Below are 23,795 nucleotides of genomic sequence, written 5' to 3'. Positions count from 1 at the left end.
GGATTATCAAAATTCAAATCTGGCCAGGCTAACTGCGATGCAATAAATACACCCATACCCGTTCCGGCAACCAAATAGACACACGCCATATAGGCGAACCATTTGACCACTTCAAAGTTGTACTGTTGTTTCGCCTGCATAGCGATCACACCTTCTCTTTCATGAAAACTCTTTCACTGTTTCTTTATTAAGGAAACAGAACCCCATTTCATTTCATTCTGTCTAACGTTCCAACTAATGAATTTTACCGCAAAACAACTATGTTGATGATTTCAAATCCGTGATCCAGATCAATTTTGCTGGTTTTGCTTCTACTCCACTGGCTTGAAGTTATCCAAATAGGAGAATTTTCCTGACTTCATCTGACGGGGTCAAGTATTAGCAAAAAAGCTATTTCAGCAGACGCTAATAAGTAGCGTAAAAACAATGATTTAATCCATATGGTTAATATGGTTATTTACCTATTCAATTGCGGTGTATTAGTTGTCATCCGCATTAATTGTAAAAGTAAATCAATACTATTGGCTTTCTGCCTTCATTCAATAGCAAGTTATAGGTGCGGCAAGCAGCGCCAAGTGACATGGTTTCCAATGAGATCCCATACCGTGCCAAGTTGCCAGTAATTTGTAATATAGTGGGAGTAATACCTTCGTTAGTCACCATAATGACAACGTCAGCATTGAAGGATTTTATTGTTTCAATTTGAGAATCGCTAGACTGTTCAGCGAGAGTTTGGAGGTCCAGTGCATCATATACACCTTCAGGGGATAAAACGCAGTCATGCGTTATTTGTTGTGGAGTTTTATTTGGTGCTTGAATCAGTAGAAAGCCGTCGCCATAACTTTTAATTACAAGAGCGTCAGTAACGGCTTCCTGACTAATTTTCATTTTTGTTAAAAACCAGCGGCATTATTAACGCGATCGCGTAATTCTTTTCCGGGTTTAAAGTGTGGTACATATTTTTCATCAAGTTTAACGGATTCACCGCTTTTTGGATTACGTCCTACTCTTGGTGGACGATGATGCAAGGTGAAACTGCCAAACCCTCTGATCTCAATACGATCGCCACGTGACAGACAATCGCTCATCTGTTCAAGAATTAACTTCACCGCTAGTTCAACGTCTCGGTAATTCAATAGAGATTGTTTTTCGGATAGTATTTCTATCAAATCAGACTTGGTCATAATTTCCTAGATTCCCGGCAGTAGACTTTTGGGTTATGCCTTAAATAAAAAGGCAGCTGTATAACAAAAAAATGAGCATCCGGTCTGACCGGATGCTCACCCAATGATCAGATTAGCTATCTTTCTGATTCATTTGTTCTTTCAGCAAATCACCTAAAGTGGTATTGCCGGAACTAACATTACTGTACTCTTTCACTGCTTCAGATTCTTCCTGATCATCCTTAGCTTTGATTGACAGAGTCAGCGTGCGATCCTTGCGAGACATTCCTGTAAATTTAGCTTCAACGTCATCACCGATATTCAGCACTTTGCTGGCATCTTCGATACGCTCACGTGCGATATCAGCTACGCGAACGTAACCTTCTACACCTTCAGCCAATTCAATCGTTGCACCTTTAGCATCAACTGCAATGACTTTACCGTTCACAACAGTGCCACGTGGGTGTTCAGACAGATAAGCTGAGAATGGATCGTCCTGCAATTGTTTGATACCCAGTGAAATGCGTTCACGTTCAGGGTCAATCGCCAATACAACCGCTTCTACTTCATCGCCTTTTTTGAAGTCACGAATTAATTCTTCGTTTTCTTCTTCCCAAGAGATATCTGACAAGTGAATCAGGCCGTCAATGCCGCCATCCAGGCCAATGAAGATACCGAAATCAGTGATTGATTTGATAGCGCCGCTGACTTTATCACCTTTGTTATGAGTCATTGAGAACTCTTCCCAAGGGTTCGTCTGGCACTGTTTGATACCCAGTGAGATACGACGACGTTCAGCGTCAATATCCAGAACCATAACTTCAACTTCATCACCCAAAGTAACCAGTTTAGAAGGGTGAACGTTTTTGTTGGTCCAGTCCATTTCAGACATGTGAACTAAACCTTCAACGCCATCTTCGATTTCAACAAAACAACCGTAGTCGGCAATGTTAGTGACTTTACCCTGGATGCGAGTGCTGTTTGGATAACGACGTGCGATATCTTTCCATGGATCGTCGCCCAACTGTTTCAGGCCAAGCGATACACGTTCACGTTCTTTATCAAATTTCAGAACCTGTACATCGATTTCGTCACCGATAGCGACAACTTCTGAAGGATGTTTAACACGTTTCCATGCCATATCAGTGATATGCAACAGACCATCAATACCACCCAGGTCAACAAACGCGCCGTAATCGGTCAGGTTCTTAACGATACCTTTAACCACTTTGCCTTCTTCCAATGTTTCCAGAAGGGCTTCGCGTTCAACGCTGTTCTCAGCTTCCATAATGGCACGGCGTGAAACAACGATATTATTACGTGGGCGATCCAGCTTAATCAGTTTGAACTCAAGCTCTTTGCCTTCGAGGTGTGAAGTATCACGGATAGGACGTACATCAACAAGTGAACCCGGCAGGAACGCTCGGATGTTTTCCAGATCTACAGTGAAACCACCTTTAACCTTACCGGAAATAATACCGATAACGGTTTCATTGGCTTCAAATGCATGTTCCAATCTAATCCATGCTTCAGCGGCTTTGGCTTTTTCACGTGATAATTGTGTTGCACCAAATCCATCTTCCAGTGTTTCCAGAGAAACATCGACCAAATCACCAACAGAAACGGTGATTTCACCTTTTTCGTTCATGAATTCGGCAACTGGGATAGCGCCTTCAGATTTCAGACCTGCGTTAACCATAACAACATCAGGGCCAACATTGACTACCGTACCGGTAACAATTTTGCCTGGTTGCATTGGGGTTGCGTTTAGACTCTCTTCAAAGAGATCAGCAAAGCTTTCGCTCATTATAAATATCCTTGATCCTGTTCAGATAACAGAATCGCCCGTTAGTCCTGCGATTGCAGGAAATTAACAAAAAAACCTGCCTGGACCACCCAGACAAGTACCCTAATAAATCAGCCGATTAACGCACTGACTTTTTCTAAAACAGCTTCGATACCGAGTTGTGTTGAATCCAGAATAACGGCATCATCGGCAGGCCGTAGTGGCGCTACTTCACGTTGCATATCCCGTTCATCACGTTCTGATATTTCGGCTACGAGATCGGAAAGGTTACTATCAATTCCTTTCTCTTTCAACTGCTTATATCGTCTCTCTGCCCGAACCTCGGCACTGGCTGTAAGAAAGACTTTGTATGGCGCATCTGGAAACACCACGGTGCCCATATCGCGGCCATCTGTGACTAACCCTGGCGGTTGGCAAAAATCACGCTGTCTTTGTAATAAAGCTGAGCGAACGGCTGGAAATGCGGCAACTTTCGACGCAGCATTGCCCGCCTGTTCAGAACGAATCAGTAACGAAACATCTTCATCTTCCAGAACAACCTGCAGCTGACCATCCTTTAACACAAATTGCACATCCAGCTGACCCGCTATGGATGCCAGCGCGGTTTCATCGGTTAAATCAATTTGATGCTTTAAGGCTGCCTGAGCCAGGACACGGTAAATGGCACCACTATCCAGATAGTGCCAGCCCAGCTTTTCTGCCATCTGCTGGGCCAAAGTGCCCTTTCCGGAGCCGCTGGGTCCATCAATTGTTAATACAGGTATATCAGACATCGAAGGCATCAATCTGCAAACCACAGTCAGTCGCTAATTCGACAAAATTCGGAAATGAGGTGGCAACATTGGCACAGTCATTAATCTGTATTGCGCCGCCAGCCTGTAATGCCGCCATGGCAAATGACATCGCAATACGATGATCACCATGTCCATCCACTTCACCACTGCCAATAATTCCACCTTCGATAATCATGCCATCAGACGTAGGCTGAGCGTCAATGCCGAGTGCCTGTAATCCATCAGCCATGACCTGAATCCGATCACTCTCTTTAACGCGTAATTCTTCAGCTCCCGTCAATACTGTGCGGCCTTCTGCGCAAGCAGCGGCAATAAATATTGCCGGAAATTCATCAATCGCCAATGGCACCTGATCCTGTGGAATGTCAATGCCGGTCAATGGCGCATAGCGAACCCGAATATCGGCAACCGGTTCTCCGCCGGTCACTGCTTCGTTGCTCAAGCTTATATCCGCGCCCATTTGCTTCAAAATATTGATAACACCAATCCGCGTTGGGTTAATACCTACATGTTGCAGAGTAATATCTGAACCCGGTGCAATCGCAGCCCCCACCATAAAGAACGTGGCCGAGGAAATATCGCCGGGCACATCAATGCTGGTAGCGGTTAATTTTCCGCCCCCCTGAATACTGATGCGGTTACCCTGAACCTCGACTGGGTATCCCATGCCTTGCAACATGCGTTCAGTATGATCGCGAGTCGGGGCAGGTTCCTTCACGCTAGTGGTTCCCTCGGCATACATCCCTGCCAGCAACAGACAGGATTTGACCTGAGCACTGGCCATTGGCAAGTCATATTCAATAGCCTTTAGTTTATGACCACCATGAATAGTCAGAGGCGGTTTGCCGTCAGCACTGTCAATACTTGCCCCCATTTGGGCTAAGGGATCGGTTACCCGACGCATGGGACGACCTGATAATGATTTATCACCACTCATCGTCACATCAAAACGTTGACCTGCCAGTAAACCACTCAATAAACGAATAGAGGTACCAGAGTTACCGACATATACATCATTTTCCGGAGCTTTCAGTCCATGCATACCAACACCATGCACGGTGACTTTGCCATCGGTCGGACCATCAATTTTGACGCCCATGGCACGAAAAGCTGCCAATGTCGCCAGTGCATCTTCACCTTCCAGAAAACCGCTGATTTCAGTCACACCTTCTGCCAATGAACCCAGCATAATAGAACGATGTGAAATGGATTTATCTCCGGGCACCCGAAAGCTACCTGTTAACTGACCACCAGCCTGTACTATAAATTTACGATCCTGCTGCCCGTTCACGCTACTGTTCACTCCCACTTTACACTTCGCTGTTATCTTTCAAATCCGGATCGGCAAAACGGGTATCTCTGGCCTTTTTTGCTCGCCCGAATATATCGATAAGATAATCGCCATCATCTTGCCGAATAGCCTGTTCAATCTTATCCAGGCCACTGCGATATTGTTGTAATAATTCCAGAATCGCACCGCGGTTACCGAGGCAGATATCGCGCCACATCACTGCATCACTTGACGCAATCCGGGAAAAATCTCGAAAGCCTCCAGCGGCATATCGCAATACTTCATCGCAATCTTCACGCTGGGCTAACATTCCTACCAGATTAAATGCCAATACATGCGGTAAATGACTGGTGGCAGCCAGCACCACATCATGATGCTCAACCTCCATTTCAAATACATCTGCACCAGCCTGCTGCCACATTTGGCGCACTTTTTCCAGAGCTGATTTATTGGTTTCAGCCACTGGCGTTAAGACTACCCGATGTTGTTGATAAAGTTCAGCAAACGCAGCTGATGGACCACTTTTTTCGGTACCGGCTATCGGATGGCCTGGCACGAAGTAATCAAACTTATTCCCCAAAGCCTGTCGAGCTGCATCAATAACCTGTTGTTTGGCACTGCCGCCATCAGTCACAATCGTCTGCGGTTTAAGATGCGGCGCCAGTTGTTCAAATACTGCCTGCATCGCCCCCATTGGCACTGCCACAAATACCATATCGGCATCTGCAACGGCCTCCGCCAGTGACTCTGCTGTTTTATCAATAATGCCTAATGCCAAAGCCTCTTCACGCGCAGCCTGGGAGCGAGAGTAACCTGTCACCTGTTCAACCAATCCGGCTTTTTTTAATGCCAAAGCCAGTGAACCGCCAATCAGCCCAACGCCGATGATAGCCAGATGCTTAATCATTTGGCCTCTGAAAAACTGTTTGCCAATGCTTCAAGACAACGCTGGTTTTCATGTTCCAGACCGATGCTGATACGTAAATGATTTGGCAGACCATACCCTGCAACCGGTCTGACAATAACGCCTTGTTGCAACAGCTTTTCATAAATATCAGCAGCATCGGTGTTTAAATCAACACAGATAAAATTGGCTTTTGAAGGAATGTAATTCAATCCCATTGCATCAAAGCCATCAATGTATTGCTGCATTCCCTCGTTATTAACCTGCTTGGCGCGTTGCAGATAATCCTCATCGCCCAACGCGGCAATCGCAGCACTCATTGCCAGATGATTGACATTAAACGGCTGGCGCAGACGATTTAATAAATCAGCAATCTCCGGACTTGATAGAGCAAAACCAACCCGCAAACCCGCCAGACCATAGGCCTTGGAAAAGGTACGGCAAATAATTAAATTAGGAAATTGTCTGAGCCAATCAATGCTGTTTACGTCTTCATCGCCGTATTCAACATAGGCTTCATCCAATACGACTATCACGTTATCCGCTACGGACTGCAGAAAGCTGTGAACTTCAGTTGCCGGAATATGCGTTCCGGTGGGATTGTTAGGATTGGCAATAAAAATCAGCTTGGTTTTTTCTGTAACGGCCTGCTGCATGGCAGTTAAATCATGTCCATACTGTTTGGCTGGCACTTCCACCAAGGTGGCACCTATTGCCTGCGTTACCAATGGATACACTGCAAACGCATGCTGCGAGAATATGACTTCATCAGCTGGTGAAGCAAAACAGCGAGCGATCAGCTCCAGCACATCATTAGAACCATTCCCCAGAGTAATCTGGTTGGCATCAACCTGAAACTTTTCTGATAAAGCCAGTTTTAATTCATAGCCATTACCATCCGGATAACGGGTTAAATCGCGAGTTGCCAACGCAATTGCAGCTTGTGCAGCTTGTGATGGACCAATCGGACTCTCATTTGAAGCCAGTTTGATGACATCTCTTACGCCATATTGACGTTGCAATTCCTCAATTGGTTTTCCCGGTACATAAGGCTGCAAACCGGCAATGCTTTCTACCGCTAAATCACACAGATTCATTTTTGCTCCGCTGGTTTTCTGAAACTATCCACTATCAATAATACGGCGCCGATACAGATTGCCGCATCGGCTATATTAAAGGCTGGCCAATGATAACTTCCAGCATATAGATCGATAAAATCAATAACATAACCATGGATAAATCGATCAATAACATTGCCGATGGCGCCGCCGATAATCAATGCAATCGCTATCGCTTCGACTTTTGCCTGCGCTTTCAAACGAGACAGCCAAATGATTAACACTATTGAAACTGAGACCGCCAAACCAATAAAGAACCAGCGTTGCCAGCCACCAGCACCCGCCAGAAAACTGAATGCCGCGCCACTGTTATGTGCCAAAGTGAAATTGAAATAAGGCATCACGGCGACAGTTTGATAAAGCTCCAGCCAGTTTGCCATGACAACTTTGGTCAGCTGATCCAGCACGATAACCAGGGCGCTAATCCATAACCACTTCATCATAATATTAGCCTCAGGCAAAATGGCGGGTTTCGCCATCGCCATCTACGTTTTCAACACAGCGACCACATAATTCAGGGTGATCGGCGTGACTGCCCACATCATCAGTCTGGTGCCAGCAACGTTCGCAGCGGGTATTTTCAGAAGCTTGAATATCGATCGCCAGGCCCGTCAAACTGGTATTAATAGCCGTTCCCGGTTTATCTGTCATTGCAAAACGCTTGGCCGATGAAGTAATCAATACGAACTTCAACTCATCGCCAACTTTATTTAATACTTCCAGCAATTTATCTTCTGCATAGAGATTAACGTCAGCAGTTAAACCGCCTTTAACTTCACCCTGATTACGTTTGTTTTCCAATTCTTTTGCCACAGCTTCACGAACAGAAAACAACTGTTGCCAATCAGCCACCGACAAAGCACTGTCTTGCGATAAGGGTTCCAGAGATTGATACCAGTCATTCAATAATACCGACGCATTACGCTGGCCCGGAATAAACTCCCAAAGCTCATCAGCAGTGAAACTCAGAATCGGCGCAATCCAGCGGCTTAACGCTTCGAGGATATGGTACATCGCTGTTTGTGATGAACGACGTCCAAGGCTGTCAGCTGGCATTGTGTACTGCCGATCTTTGGTGATATCCAGATAGGCACTGCCCAGCTCATTGGCACAGAAGTTATGCACTTTCTGATAAATCAGATGGAACTGATAGCTTTCATAGGCTGCCAGGATTTCCAGCTGCAGATGATAGGCACGATCCAGTACCCAGCGATCCAGTGGTAATAATTTCTCAGTTGCGACCAGATTGGAGGCAGGATCAAAATCATTCAGGTTCGATAATAAATATCGTGCAGTATTACGGATACGGCGATATGAGTCCGCTGTGCGTTTCAAGATTTCATCCGATACCGTCATTTCTGCACTGTAATCAGTAGCCGCTACCCAGAGACGGATAATATCGGCACCCAGATTATTGACCACTTTTTGCGGTGATACCGTATTGCCCTTGGATTTGGACATTTTCTTGCCTTCGGCATCCACGGTAAACCCGTGAGTCAGCACCGCTTTGTAAGGTGCTTTACCGGTAGTGGCAACTGAGGTCAGTAATGATGACTGGAACCAGCCACGGTGTTGATCACTGCCTTCAAGATACAAATCTGCAGGACGTTGTAAATCATCACGACGGGTTAATACGCAGGCATGCGACACACCGGAATCAAACCAGACATCCAGCGTATCGGTGACTTTAAAATAATTTTCTGCATCTGCACCAATCAGATCGCTGGCATCCATATCAAACCAGGCATCGATCCCCTGTTGTTCAACAGCCAAGGCGACTTTTTCGATTAAAGTCTGTGAATCAGGATGCAATTCCCCACTCTGCTGATGAACAAATAACGGAATCGGTACACCCCAGGTCCGCTGGCGAGAGATACACCAATCCGGACGACCTGACACCATATTTTCAATTCGTTTCTGGCCCCAGTCCGGCATCCATTTTGTTGTAGCAATCGCCTGCATGGCCTGATCACGCAGACCATTCTGATTCATACTGACAAACCATTGAGGTGTAGCACGAAAGATAATCGGCGTTTTATGCCGCCAGCAATGTGGATAGCTGTGACGGATATCAATATGGCACAGCAAAGCTGATTTTTCTTTTAATAATTCAATAACCTGTGGATTTGCCTTAAACACCGACTCACCGGCAAACACCGGAGTATCAGGCAAAAACACACCATTACCACCAACCGGGTTATCCACTTCCAGTTTATATTTCAAACCAACGATATAGTCATCCTGACCATGTCCAGGCGCCGTATGCACCGCGCCGGTACCGGCATCAGTGGTGACATGATCACCCAGAATAACCGGCACCTTGCGATCATAAAACGGATGTTGCAACTGTAAACCTTCCAGCATTGCGCCTTTACAGCGGGCAATCACTTCACCGGTTAATTGATATCGTTCCAGTGCTTTTTCATAGAGCGCTTCAGCCAGCACCAAACGCTCGTTATCACATTGCACCACAACATAATCTAACTCAGGATGTAAACATACGGCCTGATTGGCAGGCAGTGTCCAAGGAGTGGTGGTCCAGATGGCAATACTGACAGTGCCAGAGCCATTGTTTGGACAGGCTTTATCAAATGCAGCGACATCAACCAAAGGAAAACGGACATCAATGGCCGGTGACGTTTTATCCTCATATTCAACTTCGGCTTCAGCTAATGCAGAGCCGCAATCCACGCACCAATGCACCGGTTTTACACCTTTGTGTAAATGACCGTTTTCAATGATTTCGCCCAGTGTGCGAATAATGTCAGCCTCAAACTGAAAATCCATAGTCAGATATGGATTATCCCAATCAGCCAGTACACCCAGACGTTTGAAATCTTCACGTTGCCCATCAACCTGTTTGGCCGCATAGTCACGACAGGCCTGACGAAACTCTGCCGGACTGACTTTTACGCCAGGCTTACCAACTTTTTTCTCGACATTTAATTCAATCGGCAGACCATGGCAATCCCAACCGGGAACATAAGGAGTGTTAAATCCACTAAGGGTTTTGGACTTAAGAATAATATCCTTGAGGATTTTATTGACGGCATGGCCGATATGGATTTCACCATTGGCATATGGAGGTCCATCATGCAGAATGAATTTGGGTTTATTATGATTTTTTTGCCGCAACTGCTTATAAAGGTCTTGCTCCTGCCAACGCTTTAACATTGCTGGCTCACGATTGGGCAAGCCGGCTTTCATTGGAAAGTCAGTCGCAGGAAGATTTAAAGTCTGTTTGTAGTCGGCCACAAAACGTCTCGTTGTCGTCAAATAATAAAGCGCTCGATTATACGGGTTTTTCGCGCTGACCTAAATCACTGAAAAGAGTTTGTTTGGCCATTGCCTGATGATACACAGTAAAATGCCCAATCATTGTCCCCTTTGTTAATTTAAGAGCACCACATTCAATGACTGCAACGGAAAAAGTGATCATTAAAGGCATCACCAAAGACGGCGGTAAATTTCGCCCCAGTGACTGGGCAGAACGACTGTGTGGAGCGGTGGCCAGTTATGGTCCTGGCAGAAGAATTATCTTTCACCCAAGGGTAAAACTCGCCTCATTGGAAGGAATAAAATGTGTGGTAATTGATGCGCAGCTTGAAGAGGAAGATGTCATGTTGTTCGAATTTCTTATCGAATTTGCTGACGATAACCAGCTGCAAGTTGAAAGAATGGCGAAGCTACCCGAATCATAGGGTGAAGATTGGCGCATTTTAGGCATAACAGAGATGGAGATGAGAGATAAATAGACCCTAATCTTCGTGCTCGGCGTCCGGCCAGTTCTGGATGTAATTTTTCAACAGTTTATTTTCAAACTTCGCTTTTTTCAGCAGCTCTTCCACAATATCAGTTATGGATAACATGCCTTCAAGGTGGCCTTTGTAAACTACCGGTAGATGGCGGATATTATGCTCAACCATCATATTCATTACTTCTTCAAGCGTATTATCCGGATCACAGGTATAAGGGTTGGGTGTCATCGCATCTGCGGCAGTTTTGGGTTCCCACATGGCATGTTTCTTATGCAACACACTGAGCAAATCGCGCTCTGACAGAATTCCTACTAACTCACCGTTATCCGTCACCACTAATGAACCAATCCGATGTTCCATCATCAAATGAACGGCTTTGTCCAGCGAATCGGTTGGTGTCAGGCCGATAACCGGCTTACCTTTGTTTTTGGTAATGAGTCTGACTTTCATCTCTCTCTCCGGCAACGAATGGAAAATTCATTCTGCTTGAGAGTGGCGCCAATTGGCAAGACTGTCAATAAAGTTTCAATTTAAATCAGAGGCTACAAGCCGAAGCTATGTAGCCTCTTCTAACAATTACCAGTTGTAACTGCCCGTTAGCATTACACGGCGCCCTTCACCGAAATAACAAAGTTGTTCAGTACATGAGGTATCGTATTCTTTATCGAATAAATTTGTGACGTGTAATGCCAGTCCAACATTTTGAATCTGATAACGCAGGCTGGCATCCATAACGGTATAACTTTCACTATCCAGCTCTGCGACGGTCTCACCGGTTACAAAGGCAATCGTGTTGCTATTTAACGTCGAGTAGCTGCTTTGTCCCACATAACGCAGCCCCAAACCTAATCCCAGATTTTTAAACATTCCGGTTTGCTGGGTATAGTCCAGCCAGATACTGGCTGTCTCGTCAGGTTGCATTGGCGTTCGGCTATCTTCTTCCCAGGTGTTAGGTGATTTGGTGATACGGGCATCAATATAGCTATAGGCTGCCGATAATCTGAAGCTATCTGATAAGGCCATTGCCGCTTCAATTTCCATCCCTTTGGATTTGACTTCACCGACCTGGCGTCGAGTGGCTACACCTGCAGAGTTAAACTCACTTAACACATAATTCTCTTTGGTCAGTTCAAACAAAGCCAAACTGATAAAGCTGTCGCTGCCTTCCGGTTGAAATTTAACCCCAATCTCATATTGATCAGAGAGTTCAGGATCGAATAAATTAGCGTTAACATCGGTATCGCTGACAACATTAAATGCCTCGCTATAACTGATATAGGGGGCAATACCATTATCAAATTTGTAGACAAGACCTAATCGACCGGAAAACTGTTTTTCGGACTGGCTAACATCAGAAGCGGAATTTTCCCTGTCAAAATTGACATCAATATCCGTTTTCACCCAGTCATAACGTCCCCCCAACATTAGACGCCATTTGTTCAAAGCAATCTGGTCCTGAAGATATGCCCCGGTCTGACGACTGTAAACCTCTCGATCTCTTAGTAATGCAGGATAGGCAATCGCCTGATCATAGTCAGGATTCAGGTAGTTAATAGACGGGGCAGTACTCCTGTAGCGCTGTTCATCGGCATTGCTGTAGCGCCAATCCAAACCCATTGTCATTTGATGAGCCAGAGCACCTGTGTCAAAAACCGTTTCAAGTCGATTATCAATGGCAAGCGCATCCAGTTTTTCATTCTCTATTGCTGCGTTGCGCTGTAAGTCAGCGGTAAGGGGATTACCACCGCGTAGTGACAGATAGCGATAGTTGAGATCCACCTTGTCATAGCGAAGGTTTTGGCGAAACGTCCAGCTATCATTGATGACATGAGAAAATTCGTAACCCACTGATTGATAATCACGCTCGAATTTGTTGAAATCATCATCACCAATAAAAAAGCCGTTATCAATATCGTAAGTTGTGCCCATAGCGTTGAAGGCTTCAAGAATATAGGGCGAAAGATGTTGATTAAAGCTATAGATCTGATCGTCTTTTTGTTGCAATGCCAACAGCGTAAGTTGTGTGTCATCACTTATATTCCAGGTGATTGATGGTGCGATCAATTTACGCCTGGTTTCATTTTGATCGACTTCTGTATTGGCCTCATTCCCTAAAACTATCAGGCGATATAAAAATTGGCCGTCTTCATCGATCGCGCCGCTGAAATCACCACTTAATTCAGCATAATCATCCGATCCCGCCGTCACTCGCAGTTCACGACGTGTTTCTTCGGTTGGTCGTTTGCTGACCAGATTCACTAGCCCACCCGGCTGCGCCTGTCCATAAAGTACTGAACTAGGGCCGCGTAGCACTTCGATCCGTTCCAGTGTGTAATTATCCGCACGCGGCAAACCGTAAAGACTGGTGGGCTGCAATAAACCATCTCGATAAACTTGTGATTTAGCATCAAAGCCACGCAGACTGAACCAGTCATAACGTGTGTCATAGCCGTAAGGAACACTCAAGCTTGGTGTGTAACGTAATGCTTCCTGAACATTTAATGCTCCACGAAGCTGCAATTGCTGCTGGGTAATAACAGAAACAGATTGGGGTGTATCCAATAAATCGGCACTGCCTTTGGTGGCTGAGGTGCTTCTGACAGCTGCATATCCCGCTAATGGCGCATAAGGTGAAATGACTGTCTGCTGTCCCGTAACAGTAACCACTGGCAATAAGGCACTCGTCGAAACTGTATCAGTGATCAAGAAACTGTTATCAGCTTGTTTTTGAACAGTAAGTGAGGTGTTTTTTAATAATTGTGTTAAACCTGCTTCTACCGAATATTCTCCGCGGAGTCCTTGGCTTTGCAGTCCCTGAGTCAGTTCTGGTGAGTAGGTCAATAAAATATCAGCCTGACGGCCAAATTGATTTAATACAGAAGACAGTGAATCTGCACTGATATCAAACTTAACGTGATCACGAATGCCTTTAGTCGACATCTCAGCCGCTTGTACTGTATTGGTTGTGGTGAACAATAAGCCACCACTAAACAGTATAGCGAGGGTAACGGCGCTCAATAGCGTCGGTGTTCGAAGGGTATTTTTTAACATTTTATTTCTCGTTCTCCAGTAACAATTCAGTTCTCTATATGTACTGTCACGTGAGAAATAAAAACGGACCACAAAAAATTAATTTTTTGATTTTGCCTTCAATGTTATCCAGTAGCGGGTTCGATAAACCAGTTCAATCGGCAGTGAAGTAGTTAACGCTCTGAGGACACGATAAATATCATCCAGCGGATAGCTACCCGAAACCCGCATATGCCTCACCGAATTATCACAATGAATCCAGCCATGGTGGTGATAACCAAGCTCTTTTATAAAATCACTCAGGAGTATCGCATCAACAACCAGTATATTTTGCTGCCAGGCCAGATCATTACTGTCCGCAGCCATCAATTCACTTAATCCATTCTGGTCAAATACCAGCTTCTGTCCTGACTCTATGCGTAACGGTGAAAAGCTCAACTGATCTGTTTGCCATAAATTGACGGCTCCCTCATAGACAGCCAATAGTCCGTCTTGCTTACGGCTGCGAATATAAAATCGGGTACCTAACGGTTGAAAACGCGCCCATGAAGCATAAACGACCAACGGCCTGGTAACCTCATCCTTAGCGGTTTCTATCAATACATCGCCGGTTAACAAATAAATGCTTCGTTCATTTATGGAAAAATTGACGTTAATAGCACTTTCCGCATTGAGTTCAATACGTGTACCGTCGGTGAGCGTAAATTGACTGGTTTCGCCCTTACCAGTGCGGTAGTCAGCCGCCAGAACTGGAAATATCTGATGACGTTGTATAGCGATCCCACCACCAGCACCGACAAAAGCGACGGCGAGAATGGATCGAAGCAGTTGGCGACGATTTTTATTCTCAAGCGTCACACTTTTATGGGTAAGCGTTTTGGAAATTGGGTTAGCCAATGAGCCCAATTCCTTATTGAATTGTTCGATTTTTAACCAAGCTTGATGATGCGTTTGATCACTATCGATCCATGCTTTCCAGCTTCGTTGGAGCTCGATATCCTGTGGGCTTTCTTTGAGCGAGAAATACCATTCCACCGCTTTTACAGCAATATCTTTGTCAATCTTCTGTGGAGCCGACATTGTTTATTGAAGATTAATAGCGAAATAACACTGTGCGGCAGCCTGAATCAGATAACGCTTAACGGTAGAAATGGAAATATTAAGCTTATCGGCAATCTGCTGGTAACGCATACCATCAAGCTGTGAATACAAAAAAGCTCGTTTGACTACGGCAGGCAATCCATCCAAGCGCGCATTTATCTCTACTATCGTTTCGATAATCACAGCCCGCTCCTCTTCTGAAGGATGCAATGGTTGTGGATATGCTCGCAAAGCGTCTAGATAAGCCTGTTCAATTTGCTGGTGACGCCAATGATTGGCAAGACTGCGGCGAGCGATAGTTGTCAAAAAGGCTCGCGGCTCATGGATCTGTTTGTTTTCTTCGCGGGTCAATAATTTAACAAACACATCATGAGAAATATCCGCCGCAAATTCAGGAGAGTCCAGTTTTCTGCGTAGCCAACTCAGCAGCCAGGAGTGATGATCTTTATATAATTCGCCAATATAGTGCTGATCGATTATCTCTGAAGCCGACATGAAACATTTGACCGTATAAAGTAATGAGAATCATTATCATATAATGACAGCATTACATAGGCAAACTGTCGTGCCGACTAAATCAAAGATGTTCGCGGGTTGAACGGAATTCAATTTCTGGCCAGCGTTCCATTGTCAGATCCAGATTGACCCGTGTCGGGGCGATATAGGTCAGGTTGTCCGCGCCGTCCAGAGCCAGATTCATCGACGCTTTACGCTTAAATTCCTCCAGCTTTTTCACATCGTCACAATATACCCAGCGGGCGGTATGCACCTGAACCGGTTCATATGCGCATTCAACGCCATACTCGCCTTTCAAACGATGTACCACAACGTCAAACTGCAACACACCAACGGCACCAAGAATCAGGTCATTGTTATCCAATGGCCGGAACAACTGTGTGGCACCTTCTTCACTGAGTTGCTGCAAACCTTTCAATAACGCTTTGTTTTTTAATGGATCTTTTAAACGAACGCGGCGGAATAACTCTGGGGCAAAGTAAGGAATGCCGGTGAATTGCAGATCTTCACCCTGGGTAAAGGTATCGCCAATCTGAATGGTGCCATGATTATGTAACCCGAGAATATCACCCGGCCAGGCTTCTTCGGCCTGCTCCCGCTCAGCAGCCATAAAAGTCACTGCATTGGCGATAGTTACATCTTTGCCAATGCGGGTCTGACGTAGTTTCATGCCTTTGGTGTAATGACCACTGCAGACACGCATAAAGGCAATGCGATCACGGTGTTTAGGATCCATATTGGCCTGGATCTTAAATACAAAGCCGCTGAAGATATCTTCATCGGCTGCTACGTCACGGGTTTTGGTTTCACGGGGTTGAGGAGCCGGTGCATATTCAACATAAGCATCCATCAACTCGGTTACACCAAAGTTATTCATTGCTGAACCGAAAAACACCGGCGTCATTTGTCCAGACAAAAAGTCATCCAGATTAAATTGGTCGCTGGCACCGCGAACCAGTTCAATTTCTTCCCGTAACTCCTCAGCCATCGAGCCGAAGAGTTCATCCAAACGTGGGTTATCCAAACCTTGAATCACTTCACCTGCGTCGGCATCTTTGCCATGGGCTTCGAACAAACGAATATTGTCATTATAAAGATGAAAAATCCCCTTAAAGCCTTTTCCCATACCAATTGGCCAGGTAATGGGTGCACAGCGGATATTCAGAATATTTTCAACTTCGCTAAGCAAATCCAAAGGATCTCTGCCTTCCCGATCCAGTTTGTTGATAAAGGTCAGGATTGGCGTATCCCGAAGTCGACAGACTTCCATTAACTTAATGGTACGTTCTTCTACACCTTTGGCACTGTCGATAACCATCAATGCGGAATCCACTGCTGTCAGTGTGCGATAGGTATCCTCAGAAAAATCAGCATGGCCTGGTGTATCCAATAGATTAACGATGCGGTCTTTATAGGGAAACTGCATTACTGAAGAGGTTACAGAGATACCCCGCTCCTTTTCCATTTCCATCCAGTCAGAGGTGGCATGTTTATCGGTTTTGCGTGATTTCACGCTACCAGCCATCTGAATAGCACCACCAAATAACAACAGTTTTTCAGTCAGGGTGGTTTTACCGGCATCTGGATGCGAGATAATGGCAAAGGTGCGTCGTTTTGAGACTTGTTTCTGTAACAGGCTTTCGGACATATTGACTCAGTTTAAAATTAGATAGGCCAAGCAGACTTGGCAGCATGCGCAATAAACCGCGTATTTTGGATGAAAATCAAGACCCAGACAATTCGGCGCTTGCGGCTTCAACACGATTACGCCCAGATTGCTTGGCACGATACATTGCCTGATCCGCTCTTTCTAACAAGCGTCTTCGACTTTCAGCGCCCGTTATTGCTTGGGCGACACCGATGCTGATAGTAATTTTTCCAACGGTTTCGAATTCAACCATTTCAACATGGTGGCGCAAACGTTCTGCCAGCGCCAAGGCTTCATCCAGCGTATTATGCGATGCCAGTACAATAAATTCTTCACCACCCCAGCGGCCTAAATGGTCACTGGTCCGCAGTTTTGATTGCACTTCCTCTGCAAGCCGGGTTAAAACCTGATCGCCCATATCATGACCATGGGTATCATTGACCGATTTAAAGCGGTCTACATCAAACAATAATACCGAGCATGGGTGTCCATATCGATCGGCTGCAGCCAATTCGGCATCGATGGCCAATTCCATTCGATAGCGATTCCAGATTCGGGTCAAAGTATCCGTATGAGCAATCTCTTTAAGCTGTTTATTAGCACGTTGTAATTCTTTGTTGAGTCGGTTGATTTGATGCAACGTAATGGCTACTGCCAAGTCTTCAGCCAGATCCTGAGCTGCATGCTGTTCATTTGCTGACCAGCGTTGAGCTTCACTCTCAATGGTTTCGACCCAGATTTCATGGCCACGCTCTTCAACACGCTGCAGTGGATTCGATGTCTCAGCTTCTATTATCTGTTTTTTCCCCACCCAACTGCATTGCATTTTCTCAGCGTTACGAAACAACAAAAGCCATCCAGATTGGTTGTGTTCAATTGGTAAAGGCACGGCCAGTAGACCGGCCAGTTTTCGTAGGTTAACCAGGTTATTCAAGGGGCTTTTTGACAGATGGTCACACGCCCAGCAGGCCTTATAGCCGATATTTTCTGTAAGCCATTTACCGACAAGGTCCAGCTCAAAGTTATCCAGGGTTTCCCCGGCACATCGCACTTGCTCCTGGTATAACAAAGCAATACCGCTGCAATTAAACAGCTTCATCCAGTTCTTGGCATATTTATCCAGTAATGTTGTGGGCTGGACAACTTTGTCACGTTCAGCTGAGAGCAATTCGCGACTATTTAATACCTGCTCCAGAAAATATGCCTGTTGTCGGGCCTGCAATAAGAATAGTCGCTGAGACGCCATTTGCACCAGATTAAAAGCAGCATCGCGTTCTGCTGCCGATATTTCACTTGCTGAAAAATGATGACAGATCAGTACGCCCCATAGCTCTTGTTCATTGGTTATCGCGATGGATAATGAAGCTGCTATATTTATTTCGCAAAGATACTGGTAATGAAATGGGGATAATGCCCTGAGCACACCGGCCGTTAAATCAAGTGTTGGCAAATTGAGGGAATCTGAAGCTGGCACCAGTGGTACTACCCTGGCCTGGACATCTGGTATGTGGCGGATTGGATTTATCGCATACCTGTCTCTTACTATGGCTGGAATATCACTGGCAGGAAACCGGTAATTCAATAAACTTCTGGCCGAATCTCGACACTCTTCCGCAATAGCTGTACGTTGCCATTGCGAGTCAAACTGGCATAACAACACTCGATCATAGCCCGTCACGGCCTGTACACTTTGCACAAGCATTTGTTGCAACTGGCCAATTTGCTGAACCTTTGCCAACCGACTAAGCCATTCATTAACGATTGGCATTAAGCGCTGTTCACCTGAGCGGGAAAGCGGTTCAAATTCAACAACAATGGAATTCTCGTAGCGGTAAGCCATGACATGAAACCGCTGATATGAACCGTTTACCTGACGATTGATAGTTAATGCCGCTGATAAACGCAAGTTTTTAGCGAGTGCCTGTTGCAAGCGGTATTGTAATTTACTGCCCAGAATCTCCCCTGCTGAGGACACCAGGGCCTCATCAATTGAAACACCCAGAACTTTCTGCAAATTGGCGCTGACCTGGAAAACTTTCTGTAAATAGGCATCAAACCGGATTAAACAACCGAAGGGCTGAATACCTTCAATCATAATCGCCGGATGATATTGATCTTCAAAAGTGCTCTCCACAGGATATTCTCCAACTAAAGATTGAAGCCTTCTACTGTTAAAGGAATTGTAGGCCGAAAACAGTTAAAAATCAGAATATTAATCGGAGATTTTATCAGCGCATTGCAGACATCGAGTAACAGTAGGATCAAAGCTCAATCTAGCCTCTGATATGGCTTCATCACAAAGATAACAAAAACCAAAATCATCGTTATTTATGCGGTTTAAAGCGCCTTCTATAGCTTGCAGTTTTCGTTTGAGCCTGTGCTGGACTTCAATTGCAATCTGTTTATCCTGCAACGCATCCATGCGCGACAAACGTCCCATACGGGACTGATCCAGTTCAACCACGCCAGGTGATTCTTCAGTGAGGGACTTTACGACTTCCTGTTTGAGCAAAAAAAGTCTTTGTCGATAATTTTCCAACTGCACAATATTCATTGGATTAATGAAAAGTACTTCCATTAACGAAGCAACAGGATTGGGATATCACTCATTCTGACCATCTTGGCAGTATTACTGCCAACCAGGAACTGGCGAATACGCGAATGACCATAAGCGCCCATGACCAGTAACTCAATATCATTATCACGTTGATACTGATGCAAAGCAGGTTCTACTGCGCCTTGAATTAATGCTGCAGTGACATCAAAACCAGCCTCTGTCAGGCGTTGTACAGCAGAATTTATCTGAGCTTGATGGTTATTATCTTCTTCAGCCACCATAACAATGTGGGCTGGCATCCCCTTTAGCAAGTCACTTTCAGCGACTTTTTCCAATGCTTTGGTAGCCGTTGCACTGCCATCATAAGCAATCATAAAGCGTTGCGGGACATTGAATTCTGGCAAGGTAATCAGAATAGGTTTATTCAATGCACGGATAACATTTTCCAGATGGCTGCCCAGACTATGCGTTTCATTTTCATGCGCCTGGCCCTGACGGCCTAACACCAGCACTCGGGTATCATCTTGCAAATCAGACAAGGTTTCCATTAACCCGCCATGTCGTTGATGCGTAGTTACTTCAACGGCTTCATGTTGCTGAGCTAATGCTCTGGCATCCTGCAAAATGTTTTTACCATGCTCCAAAGCCAGCCGACCACGCTTCTCATCAAGCTCCACCAATTCTTCCAGCAAATGTTCCCGACTGCCTAAACCAATATTGCCAGACAGGTTTTTACTGTTTTCTGGTTTGGGATACTCGGTCTTATCTAACACATGTAATAAATCCAATGGTGCTTGTAACTTAGAACTGACCCAGGCCGAAGCTTTACAGACTGCAGGTGAAGTTATTGAACCATCAATACAGGCTATTACTTTTGTCATCTCTCTCAATCCTCTATTTATTAGTGACCGGCGAGTATTTTTTCGACTTCTTCCGGCTTATCGTGCACACCAAATCTGTCGACAATCGTCGCGGTGGCTGCATTCATACCAACCAGTTCCACTTCAGTACCTTCACGACGGAATTTGAGCACTACCTTATCCAGGGCAGAGACCGAGGTGATATCCCAAAAGTGGGCATGGGTCAAATCAATCTCGACTGTATCCAGAGCTTCTTTAAAATCAAATGACGCAGCAAATTTATCCGATGATGCAAAGAATATCTGCCCTCTGATTTCATAGCGACGCTTGGTATCCTGATCACTGAGATCGCTTTTGACCACCATAAAGTGGGCAACTTTATTGGCAAAGAACAAGGCTGCCAACAATACCCCAACAAACACACCCAAAGCCAAATTATGAGTAAACACGACAACGGCCACAGTAACCACCATCACAATGTTGGTCGAGATTGGATGCTTTTTGAGATCCCGTATTGATGCCCAGGAAAATGTACCAATGGAAACCATGATCATAACTGCCACCAAAGCAGCCATTGGAATCTGAACCAGCAGATCGTCCAGTACCAAAACCATAAACAATAAAAACAGACCAGCGGTCATTGTTGACAATCGTCCTCGTCCACCTGACTTGATATTGATAATTGACTGACCAATCATCGCACAACCCGCCATACCGCCTAAAAGCCCTGAACCAATATTTGCAACACCCTGACCTTTACATTCACGGTTTTTATCACTGGTGGTATCGGTTAAATCATCAACAATGGTGGCCGTCATCATTGATTCCAACAAACCAACTACAGCTAACGCCATGGCATAAGGAAAAATAATGGTCAGCGTTTCAAAAGTTAACGGTACATCCGGCCATAGGAAAATAGGCAGCGTATCTGGTAAATCGCCCATATCACCAACCGTGCGGATATCAATGTTAAACACAACTGCAACGATGGTAAGCACGATAATAGTTACTAATGGAGAAGGTAATAACCGACCAATTGTAGGAATATAGGGAAAGAGATAGATAATGCCCAGGCCCGCAACTGTCATGGCATAAACATGCCAGGTCACGTTTGTCAGTTCAGGCAATTGCGCCATAAAAATCAAAATAGCGAGCGCGTTAACAAAGCCTGTCACCACTGAGCGTGAAACAAAGCGCATTAAATTTCCCAGTTTTAAATAGCCCATCACTATCTGGATAACCCCGGTAAGCAAAGTGGCTGCCAACAGGTATTCCAAACCATGCTCTTTAACCAATGTCACCATTAGTACTGCCATTGCCGCGGTTGCAGCAGATATCATTCCAGGGCGTCCACCCACGATGGAAATAATGACTGCAATACAAAAGGAAGCATACAAGCCCACTTTGGGATCAACACCAGCAATAATAGAAAAGGCGATGGCTTCAGGTATAAGCGCCAAAGCAACAACAATACCGGCTATCAAATCGGCACGGACATTGGAAAACCAATCTCGTCTAAGGTTTTGCAACATTAATTCAGGTTCCTGTGTTCAAAAGATTTTTTTCAGATAAAAAATTATTGCCAAGCTGCGTGACATTTTGATGTCGACTGCATTCATTTAACTGTGGTTATGTCAGGCACAACCGCATTGTTGGCGGGGACGATGTGTTAAACATCAAGGACCAGAAAGGTCCCGGGGGAAGTAATACTCTAGGGTGGATTAAGCTTCACGTTGATAATAGGGCTTGTTTGGAAAACGCGCCAATATACAGTAATTTGCATGGCCTTCAAAACTTTACGGAAACATTGCCGACTTAAACACCACATTATGGCCCAGATTTATCAGCCGTTTGAATGCTACAATCTGCCCCCTGATGCAACGCTGCGGAGCACAAAGTGGAAAGCTACAATCTTATAACTGAATGGCTGGAGAACTACCCCCATCTCTACACGCTAATTGGCCTGTGCTTATTGATCCTGGTCTCATGGATCGCAAATTGGCTGGTCAAACGTATTCTGGTTCGCGGCGTCTATCGCATCCTTAGAAACAGTCAGTTAGGCCGTTATTCATCTTTAGCGGATTCATCTTTTATCCGGCGCATGGCGAATATAGTACCGGCGCTTATCTTGTCCGCCGGAATCGTTATCATCCCCAATATTTCGCCAGTCGCTGTGGCAGTGGTACAGAATGTCACTACGGCATTTATTGTATTAACCATTGCACTTGGTATTGGCAGTTTACTGACCATCGTAAATGAGGCGTATAACAAACGTCCTGATGCGCACTTGAAACCGATTAAGGGTTATATCCAGGTAATCAAAATCGCTATTTATGCGATTGCGGCAATTCTGATGATTGCCTCCCTGATTGACCGTTCACCCTTAATACTGTTGTCCGGTTTGGGTGCAATGGCCGCCGTATTGCTGTTGATTTTTCAGGACACATTGCTGTCATTGGTCGCCAGTGTGCAAATCAGTTCAAATGATTTGATCCGGGTCGGTGACTGGATTGAAATGGCGCCGCTCAATGCTGATGGTGATGTTATTGATATCGCGCTGCATACCGTTAAAGTGCAGAACTGGGATAAAACCATCAGTGTCATCCCCACCAAACGTTTTCTGACCGATCCGTTTAAAAACTGGCGCGGCATGCAGGAAGCCGGTGGTCGCAGGATTAAACGCAGTCTTTTGATTGATCAGCAAAGTATTCATTTTCTTTCAGATGATGAATGCAAAAAACTACATCGTTTCAGCCTGATGAATGACTATTTAAAGCAGAAACAGAAAGATATTGATAAATGGAATCAGCAGTTAGCAGAATGGGGCAAAGAACCGGTTAACACGCGAAGAATTACCAATATTGGCAGTTTCCGTGCTTATGTCGCCAATTATCTGAAGAATCATCCCAGCATTCATCAGAACTATACTTTGATGTCCCGGCAACTTGAGCCAACAGCCAATGGTCTGCCATTAGAGATTTACTGTTTTACCAATACCACCAACTGGATTGAATACGAAGGCATTGCGTCAGATATTTTTGACCATCTGCTGGCGATTATGCCGGAATTTGGATTACGGGTGTTTCAGCAACCTAATGGTTTTGATATGCGTGAGCTTAGACCGCAGCCATTGCCTCAGCAGGATCCTTCCGTCAGTCCGGCTTTGGGGGACACGCCGAAAACACAGGATTAAAACATTCCTAGGGCTTGTTTATCTTTCATCTACGCCTCTGTTGTGAGCTGAAAAA

Annotated in this window: 20 protein-coding genes; 2 read left to right on the top strand and 18 right to left on the bottom strand. The window is 45.2% G+C overall.

The genetic code is table 11. The features are described from left to right. Window positions 1–495: 495 nt before the first annotated feature. From B3M51_RS09365 to ileS, 9 genes are all read right to left on the bottom strand, one after another. The gene (locus B3M51_RS09365) at window positions 496–888 is read right to left on the bottom strand and encodes an Mth938-like domain-containing protein (protein ID WP_292758534.1); all 393 of its coding nucleotides are present in this window, start codon (window positions 886–888) and stop codon (window positions 496–498) included. A gap of 5 nt (window positions 889–893) precedes the next feature. Further along, entirely contained in the window at window positions 894–1,184 is a 291-nt protein-coding gene (locus B3M51_RS09360; RefSeq protein ID WP_069296502.1) for an integration host factor subunit beta, read from the bottom strand. Window positions 1,185–1,296: 112 nt separating this feature from the next. Then, complete coding sequence (rpsA, locus tag B3M51_RS09355) at window positions 1,297–2,970, bottom strand: 30S ribosomal protein S1 (protein ID WP_292480995.1); 1,674 nt, start codon at window positions 2,968–2,970, stop codon at window positions 1,297–1,299. Between the two features lie 110 nt (window positions 2,971–3,080). Further along, window positions 3,081–3,743, bottom strand: a complete 663-nt coding sequence (cmk, locus tag B3M51_RS09350; protein WP_292480996.1) for a (d)CMP kinase — start codon at window positions 3,741–3,743, stop codon at window positions 3,081–3,083. Next, complete coding sequence (gene aroA, locus B3M51_RS09345) at window positions 3,736–5,055, bottom strand: 3-phosphoshikimate 1-carboxyvinyltransferase (protein WP_292758530.1); 1,320 nt, start codon at window positions 5,053–5,055, stop codon at window positions 3,736–3,738. The genes cmk and aroA overlap by 8 nt, the downstream gene beginning before the upstream one ends. Before the next feature lie 19 nt (window positions 5,056–5,074). Next, a complete protein-coding gene (locus B3M51_RS09340; RefSeq protein WP_292480998.1) occupies window positions 5,075–5,962 on the bottom strand; it encodes a prephenate dehydrogenase in 888 nt (295 codons plus the stop codon). After that, window positions 5,959–7,056, bottom strand: a complete 1,098-nt coding sequence (gene hisC, locus B3M51_RS09335; protein ID WP_292758527.1) for a histidinol-phosphate transaminase — start codon at window positions 7,054–7,056, stop codon at window positions 5,959–5,961. Before hisC ends, B3M51_RS09340 begins: the two co-directional genes overlap by 4 nt. Further along, on the bottom strand, window positions 7,053–7,520 hold the full coding sequence (gene lspA, locus B3M51_RS09330) for a signal peptidase II (protein ID WP_292758524.1): 468 nt from the start codon (window positions 7,518–7,520) through the stop codon (window positions 7,053–7,055). Before lspA ends, hisC begins: the two co-directional genes overlap by 4 nt. Window positions 7,521–7,530: 10 nt before the next feature. After that, on the bottom strand, window positions 7,531–10,332 hold the full coding sequence (ileS, locus tag B3M51_RS09325; protein WP_292758522.1) for an isoleucine--tRNA ligase: 2,802 nt from the start codon (window positions 10,330–10,332) through the stop codon (window positions 7,531–7,533). Between the two features lie 158 nt (window positions 10,333–10,490). On the opposite strand from ileS, the gene B3M51_RS09320 reads away from it, so the two are divergent. Then, a complete protein-coding gene (locus B3M51_RS09320; RefSeq protein WP_292481007.1) occupies window positions 10,491–10,778 on the top strand; it encodes a DUF3579 domain-containing protein in 288 nt (95 codons plus the stop codon). Window positions 10,779–10,835: 57 nt separating this feature from the next. Here B3M51_RS09320 and B3M51_RS09315 read toward each other — a convergent pair whose 3' ends face one another. The 9 genes from B3M51_RS09315 to B3M51_RS09275 form a co-directional block, all read right to left on the bottom strand. Next, window positions 10,836–11,285: a CBS domain-containing protein gene (locus tag B3M51_RS09315; RefSeq protein ID WP_292481009.1), complete on the bottom strand. Its 450-nt coding sequence runs from the start codon at window positions 11,283–11,285 to the stop codon at window positions 10,836–10,838. Between the two features lie 126 nt (window positions 11,286–11,411). Then, on the bottom strand, window positions 11,412–13,886 hold the full coding sequence (locus B3M51_RS09310; protein WP_292758517.1) for a TonB-dependent siderophore receptor: 2,475 nt from the start codon (window positions 13,884–13,886) through the stop codon (window positions 11,412–11,414). Between the two features lie 78 nt (window positions 13,887–13,964). Continuing rightward, window positions 13,965–14,945: a FecR domain-containing protein gene (locus B3M51_RS09305; protein ID WP_292758514.1), complete on the bottom strand. Its 981-nt coding sequence runs from the start codon at window positions 14,943–14,945 to the stop codon at window positions 13,965–13,967. Between the two features lie 3 nt (window positions 14,946–14,948). Continuing rightward, on the bottom strand, window positions 14,949–15,461 hold the full coding sequence (locus B3M51_RS09300; protein ID WP_292481015.1) for a sigma-70 family RNA polymerase sigma factor: 513 nt from the start codon (window positions 15,459–15,461) through the stop codon (window positions 14,949–14,951). A gap of 82 nt (window positions 15,462–15,543) precedes the next feature. Then, window positions 15,544–17,130 carry a peptide chain release factor 3 gene (locus B3M51_RS09295; protein ID WP_292758511.1) on the bottom strand — a complete coding sequence of 529 codons (1,587 nt, stop codon included), beginning with the start codon at window positions 17,128–17,130 and terminating at the stop codon, window positions 15,544–15,546. 76 nt (window positions 17,131–17,206) lie between these two features. Next, the gene (locus B3M51_RS09290; protein ID WP_292758508.1) at window positions 17,207–19,264 is read right to left on the bottom strand and encodes a sensor domain-containing diguanylate cyclase; all 2,058 of its coding nucleotides are present in this window, start codon (window positions 19,262–19,264) and stop codon (window positions 17,207–17,209) included. A 78-nt stretch (window positions 19,265–19,342) separates the two neighbouring features. Next, complete coding sequence (locus B3M51_RS09285) at window positions 19,343–19,708, bottom strand: TraR/DksA family transcriptional regulator (protein ID WP_292758505.1); 366 nt, start codon at window positions 19,706–19,708, stop codon at window positions 19,343–19,345. Further along, entirely contained in the window at window positions 19,708–20,568 is an 861-nt protein-coding gene (locus tag B3M51_RS09280) for a universal stress protein (RefSeq protein ID WP_292758503.1), read from the bottom strand. The genes B3M51_RS09285 and B3M51_RS09280 overlap by 1 nt, the downstream gene beginning before the upstream one ends. A gap of 20 nt (window positions 20,569–20,588) precedes the next feature. Beyond that, entirely contained in the window at window positions 20,589–22,079 is a 1,491-nt protein-coding gene (locus B3M51_RS09275) for a SulP family inorganic anion transporter (protein WP_292758501.1), read from the bottom strand. Between the two features lie 365 nt (window positions 22,080–22,444). On the opposite strand from B3M51_RS09275, the gene B3M51_RS09270 reads away from it, so the two are divergent. Further along, window positions 22,445–23,740, top strand: a complete 1,296-nt coding sequence (locus tag B3M51_RS09270; RefSeq protein ID WP_292481027.1) for a mechanosensitive ion channel family protein — start codon at window positions 22,445–22,447, stop codon at window positions 23,738–23,740. Window positions 23,741–23,795 lie beyond the last annotated feature (55 nt).

It is taken from the genome of Methylophaga sp. UBA2689 (genome assembly GCA_002354555.1).
Classification (GTDB): domain Bacteria; phylum Pseudomonadota; class Gammaproteobacteria; order Nitrosococcales; family Methylophagaceae; genus Methylophaga.
This window is presented reverse-complemented; position numbering and strand designations above follow the sequence as displayed.

Excerpts from the sequence above, each read along its gene's own strand:
- B3M51_RS09365 (WP_292758534.1), bottom strand. The coding sequence starts at position 888 with ATGAAAATTAGTCAGGAAGCCGTTACTGACGCTCTTGTAATTAAAAGT.
- B3M51_RS09360 (WP_069296502.1), bottom strand. The coding sequence starts at position 1,184 with ATGACCAAGTCTGATTTGATAGAAATACTATCCGAAAAACAATCTCTA.
- rpsA (WP_292480995.1), bottom strand. The coding sequence starts at position 2,970 with ATGAGCGAAAGCTTTGCTGATCTCTTTGAAGAGAGTCTAAACGCAACC.
- cmk (WP_292480996.1), bottom strand. The coding sequence starts at position 3,743 with ATGTCTGATATACCTGTATTAACAATTGATGGACCCAGCGGCTCCGGA.
- B3M51_RS09340 (WP_292480998.1), bottom strand. The coding sequence starts at position 5,962 with ATGATTAAGCATCTGGCTATCATCGGCGTTGGGCTGATTGGCGGTTCA.
- hisC (WP_292758527.1), bottom strand. The coding sequence starts at position 7,056 with ATGAATCTGTGTGATTTAGCGGTAGAAAGCATTGCCGGTTTGCAGCCT.
- lspA (WP_292758524.1), bottom strand. The coding sequence starts at position 7,520 with ATGATGAAGTGGTTATGGATTAGCGCCCTGGTTATCGTGCTGGATCAG.
- B3M51_RS09320 (WP_292481007.1), top strand. The coding sequence starts at position 10,491 with ATGACTGCAACGGAAAAAGTGATCATTAAAGGCATCACCAAAGACGGC.
- B3M51_RS09315 (WP_292481009.1), bottom strand. The coding sequence starts at position 11,285 with ATGAAAGTCAGACTCATTACCAAAAACAAAGGTAAGCCGGTTATCGGC.
- B3M51_RS09310 (WP_292758517.1), bottom strand. The coding sequence starts at position 13,886 with ATGTTAAAAAATACCCTTCGAACACCGACGCTATTGAGCGCCGTTACC.
- B3M51_RS09305 (WP_292758514.1), bottom strand. The coding sequence starts at position 14,945 with ATGTCGGCTCCACAGAAGATTGACAAAGATATTGCTGTAAAAGCGGTG.
- B3M51_RS09300 (WP_292481015.1), bottom strand. The coding sequence starts at position 15,461 with ATGTCGGCTTCAGAGATAATCGATCAGCACTATATTGGCGAATTATAT.
- B3M51_RS09295 (WP_292758511.1), bottom strand. The coding sequence starts at position 17,130 with ATGTCCGAAAGCCTGTTACAGAAACAAGTCTCAAAACGACGCACCTTT.
- B3M51_RS09285 (WP_292758505.1), bottom strand. The coding sequence starts at position 19,708 with ATGGAAGTACTTTTCATTAATCCAATGAATATTGTGCAGTTGGAAAAT.
- B3M51_RS09280 (WP_292758503.1), bottom strand. The coding sequence starts at position 20,568 with ATGACAAAAGTAATAGCCTGTATTGATGGTTCAATAACTTCACCTGCA.
- B3M51_RS09275 (WP_292758501.1), bottom strand. The coding sequence starts at position 22,079 with ATGTTGCAAAACCTTAGACGAGATTGGTTTTCCAATGTCCGTGCCGAT.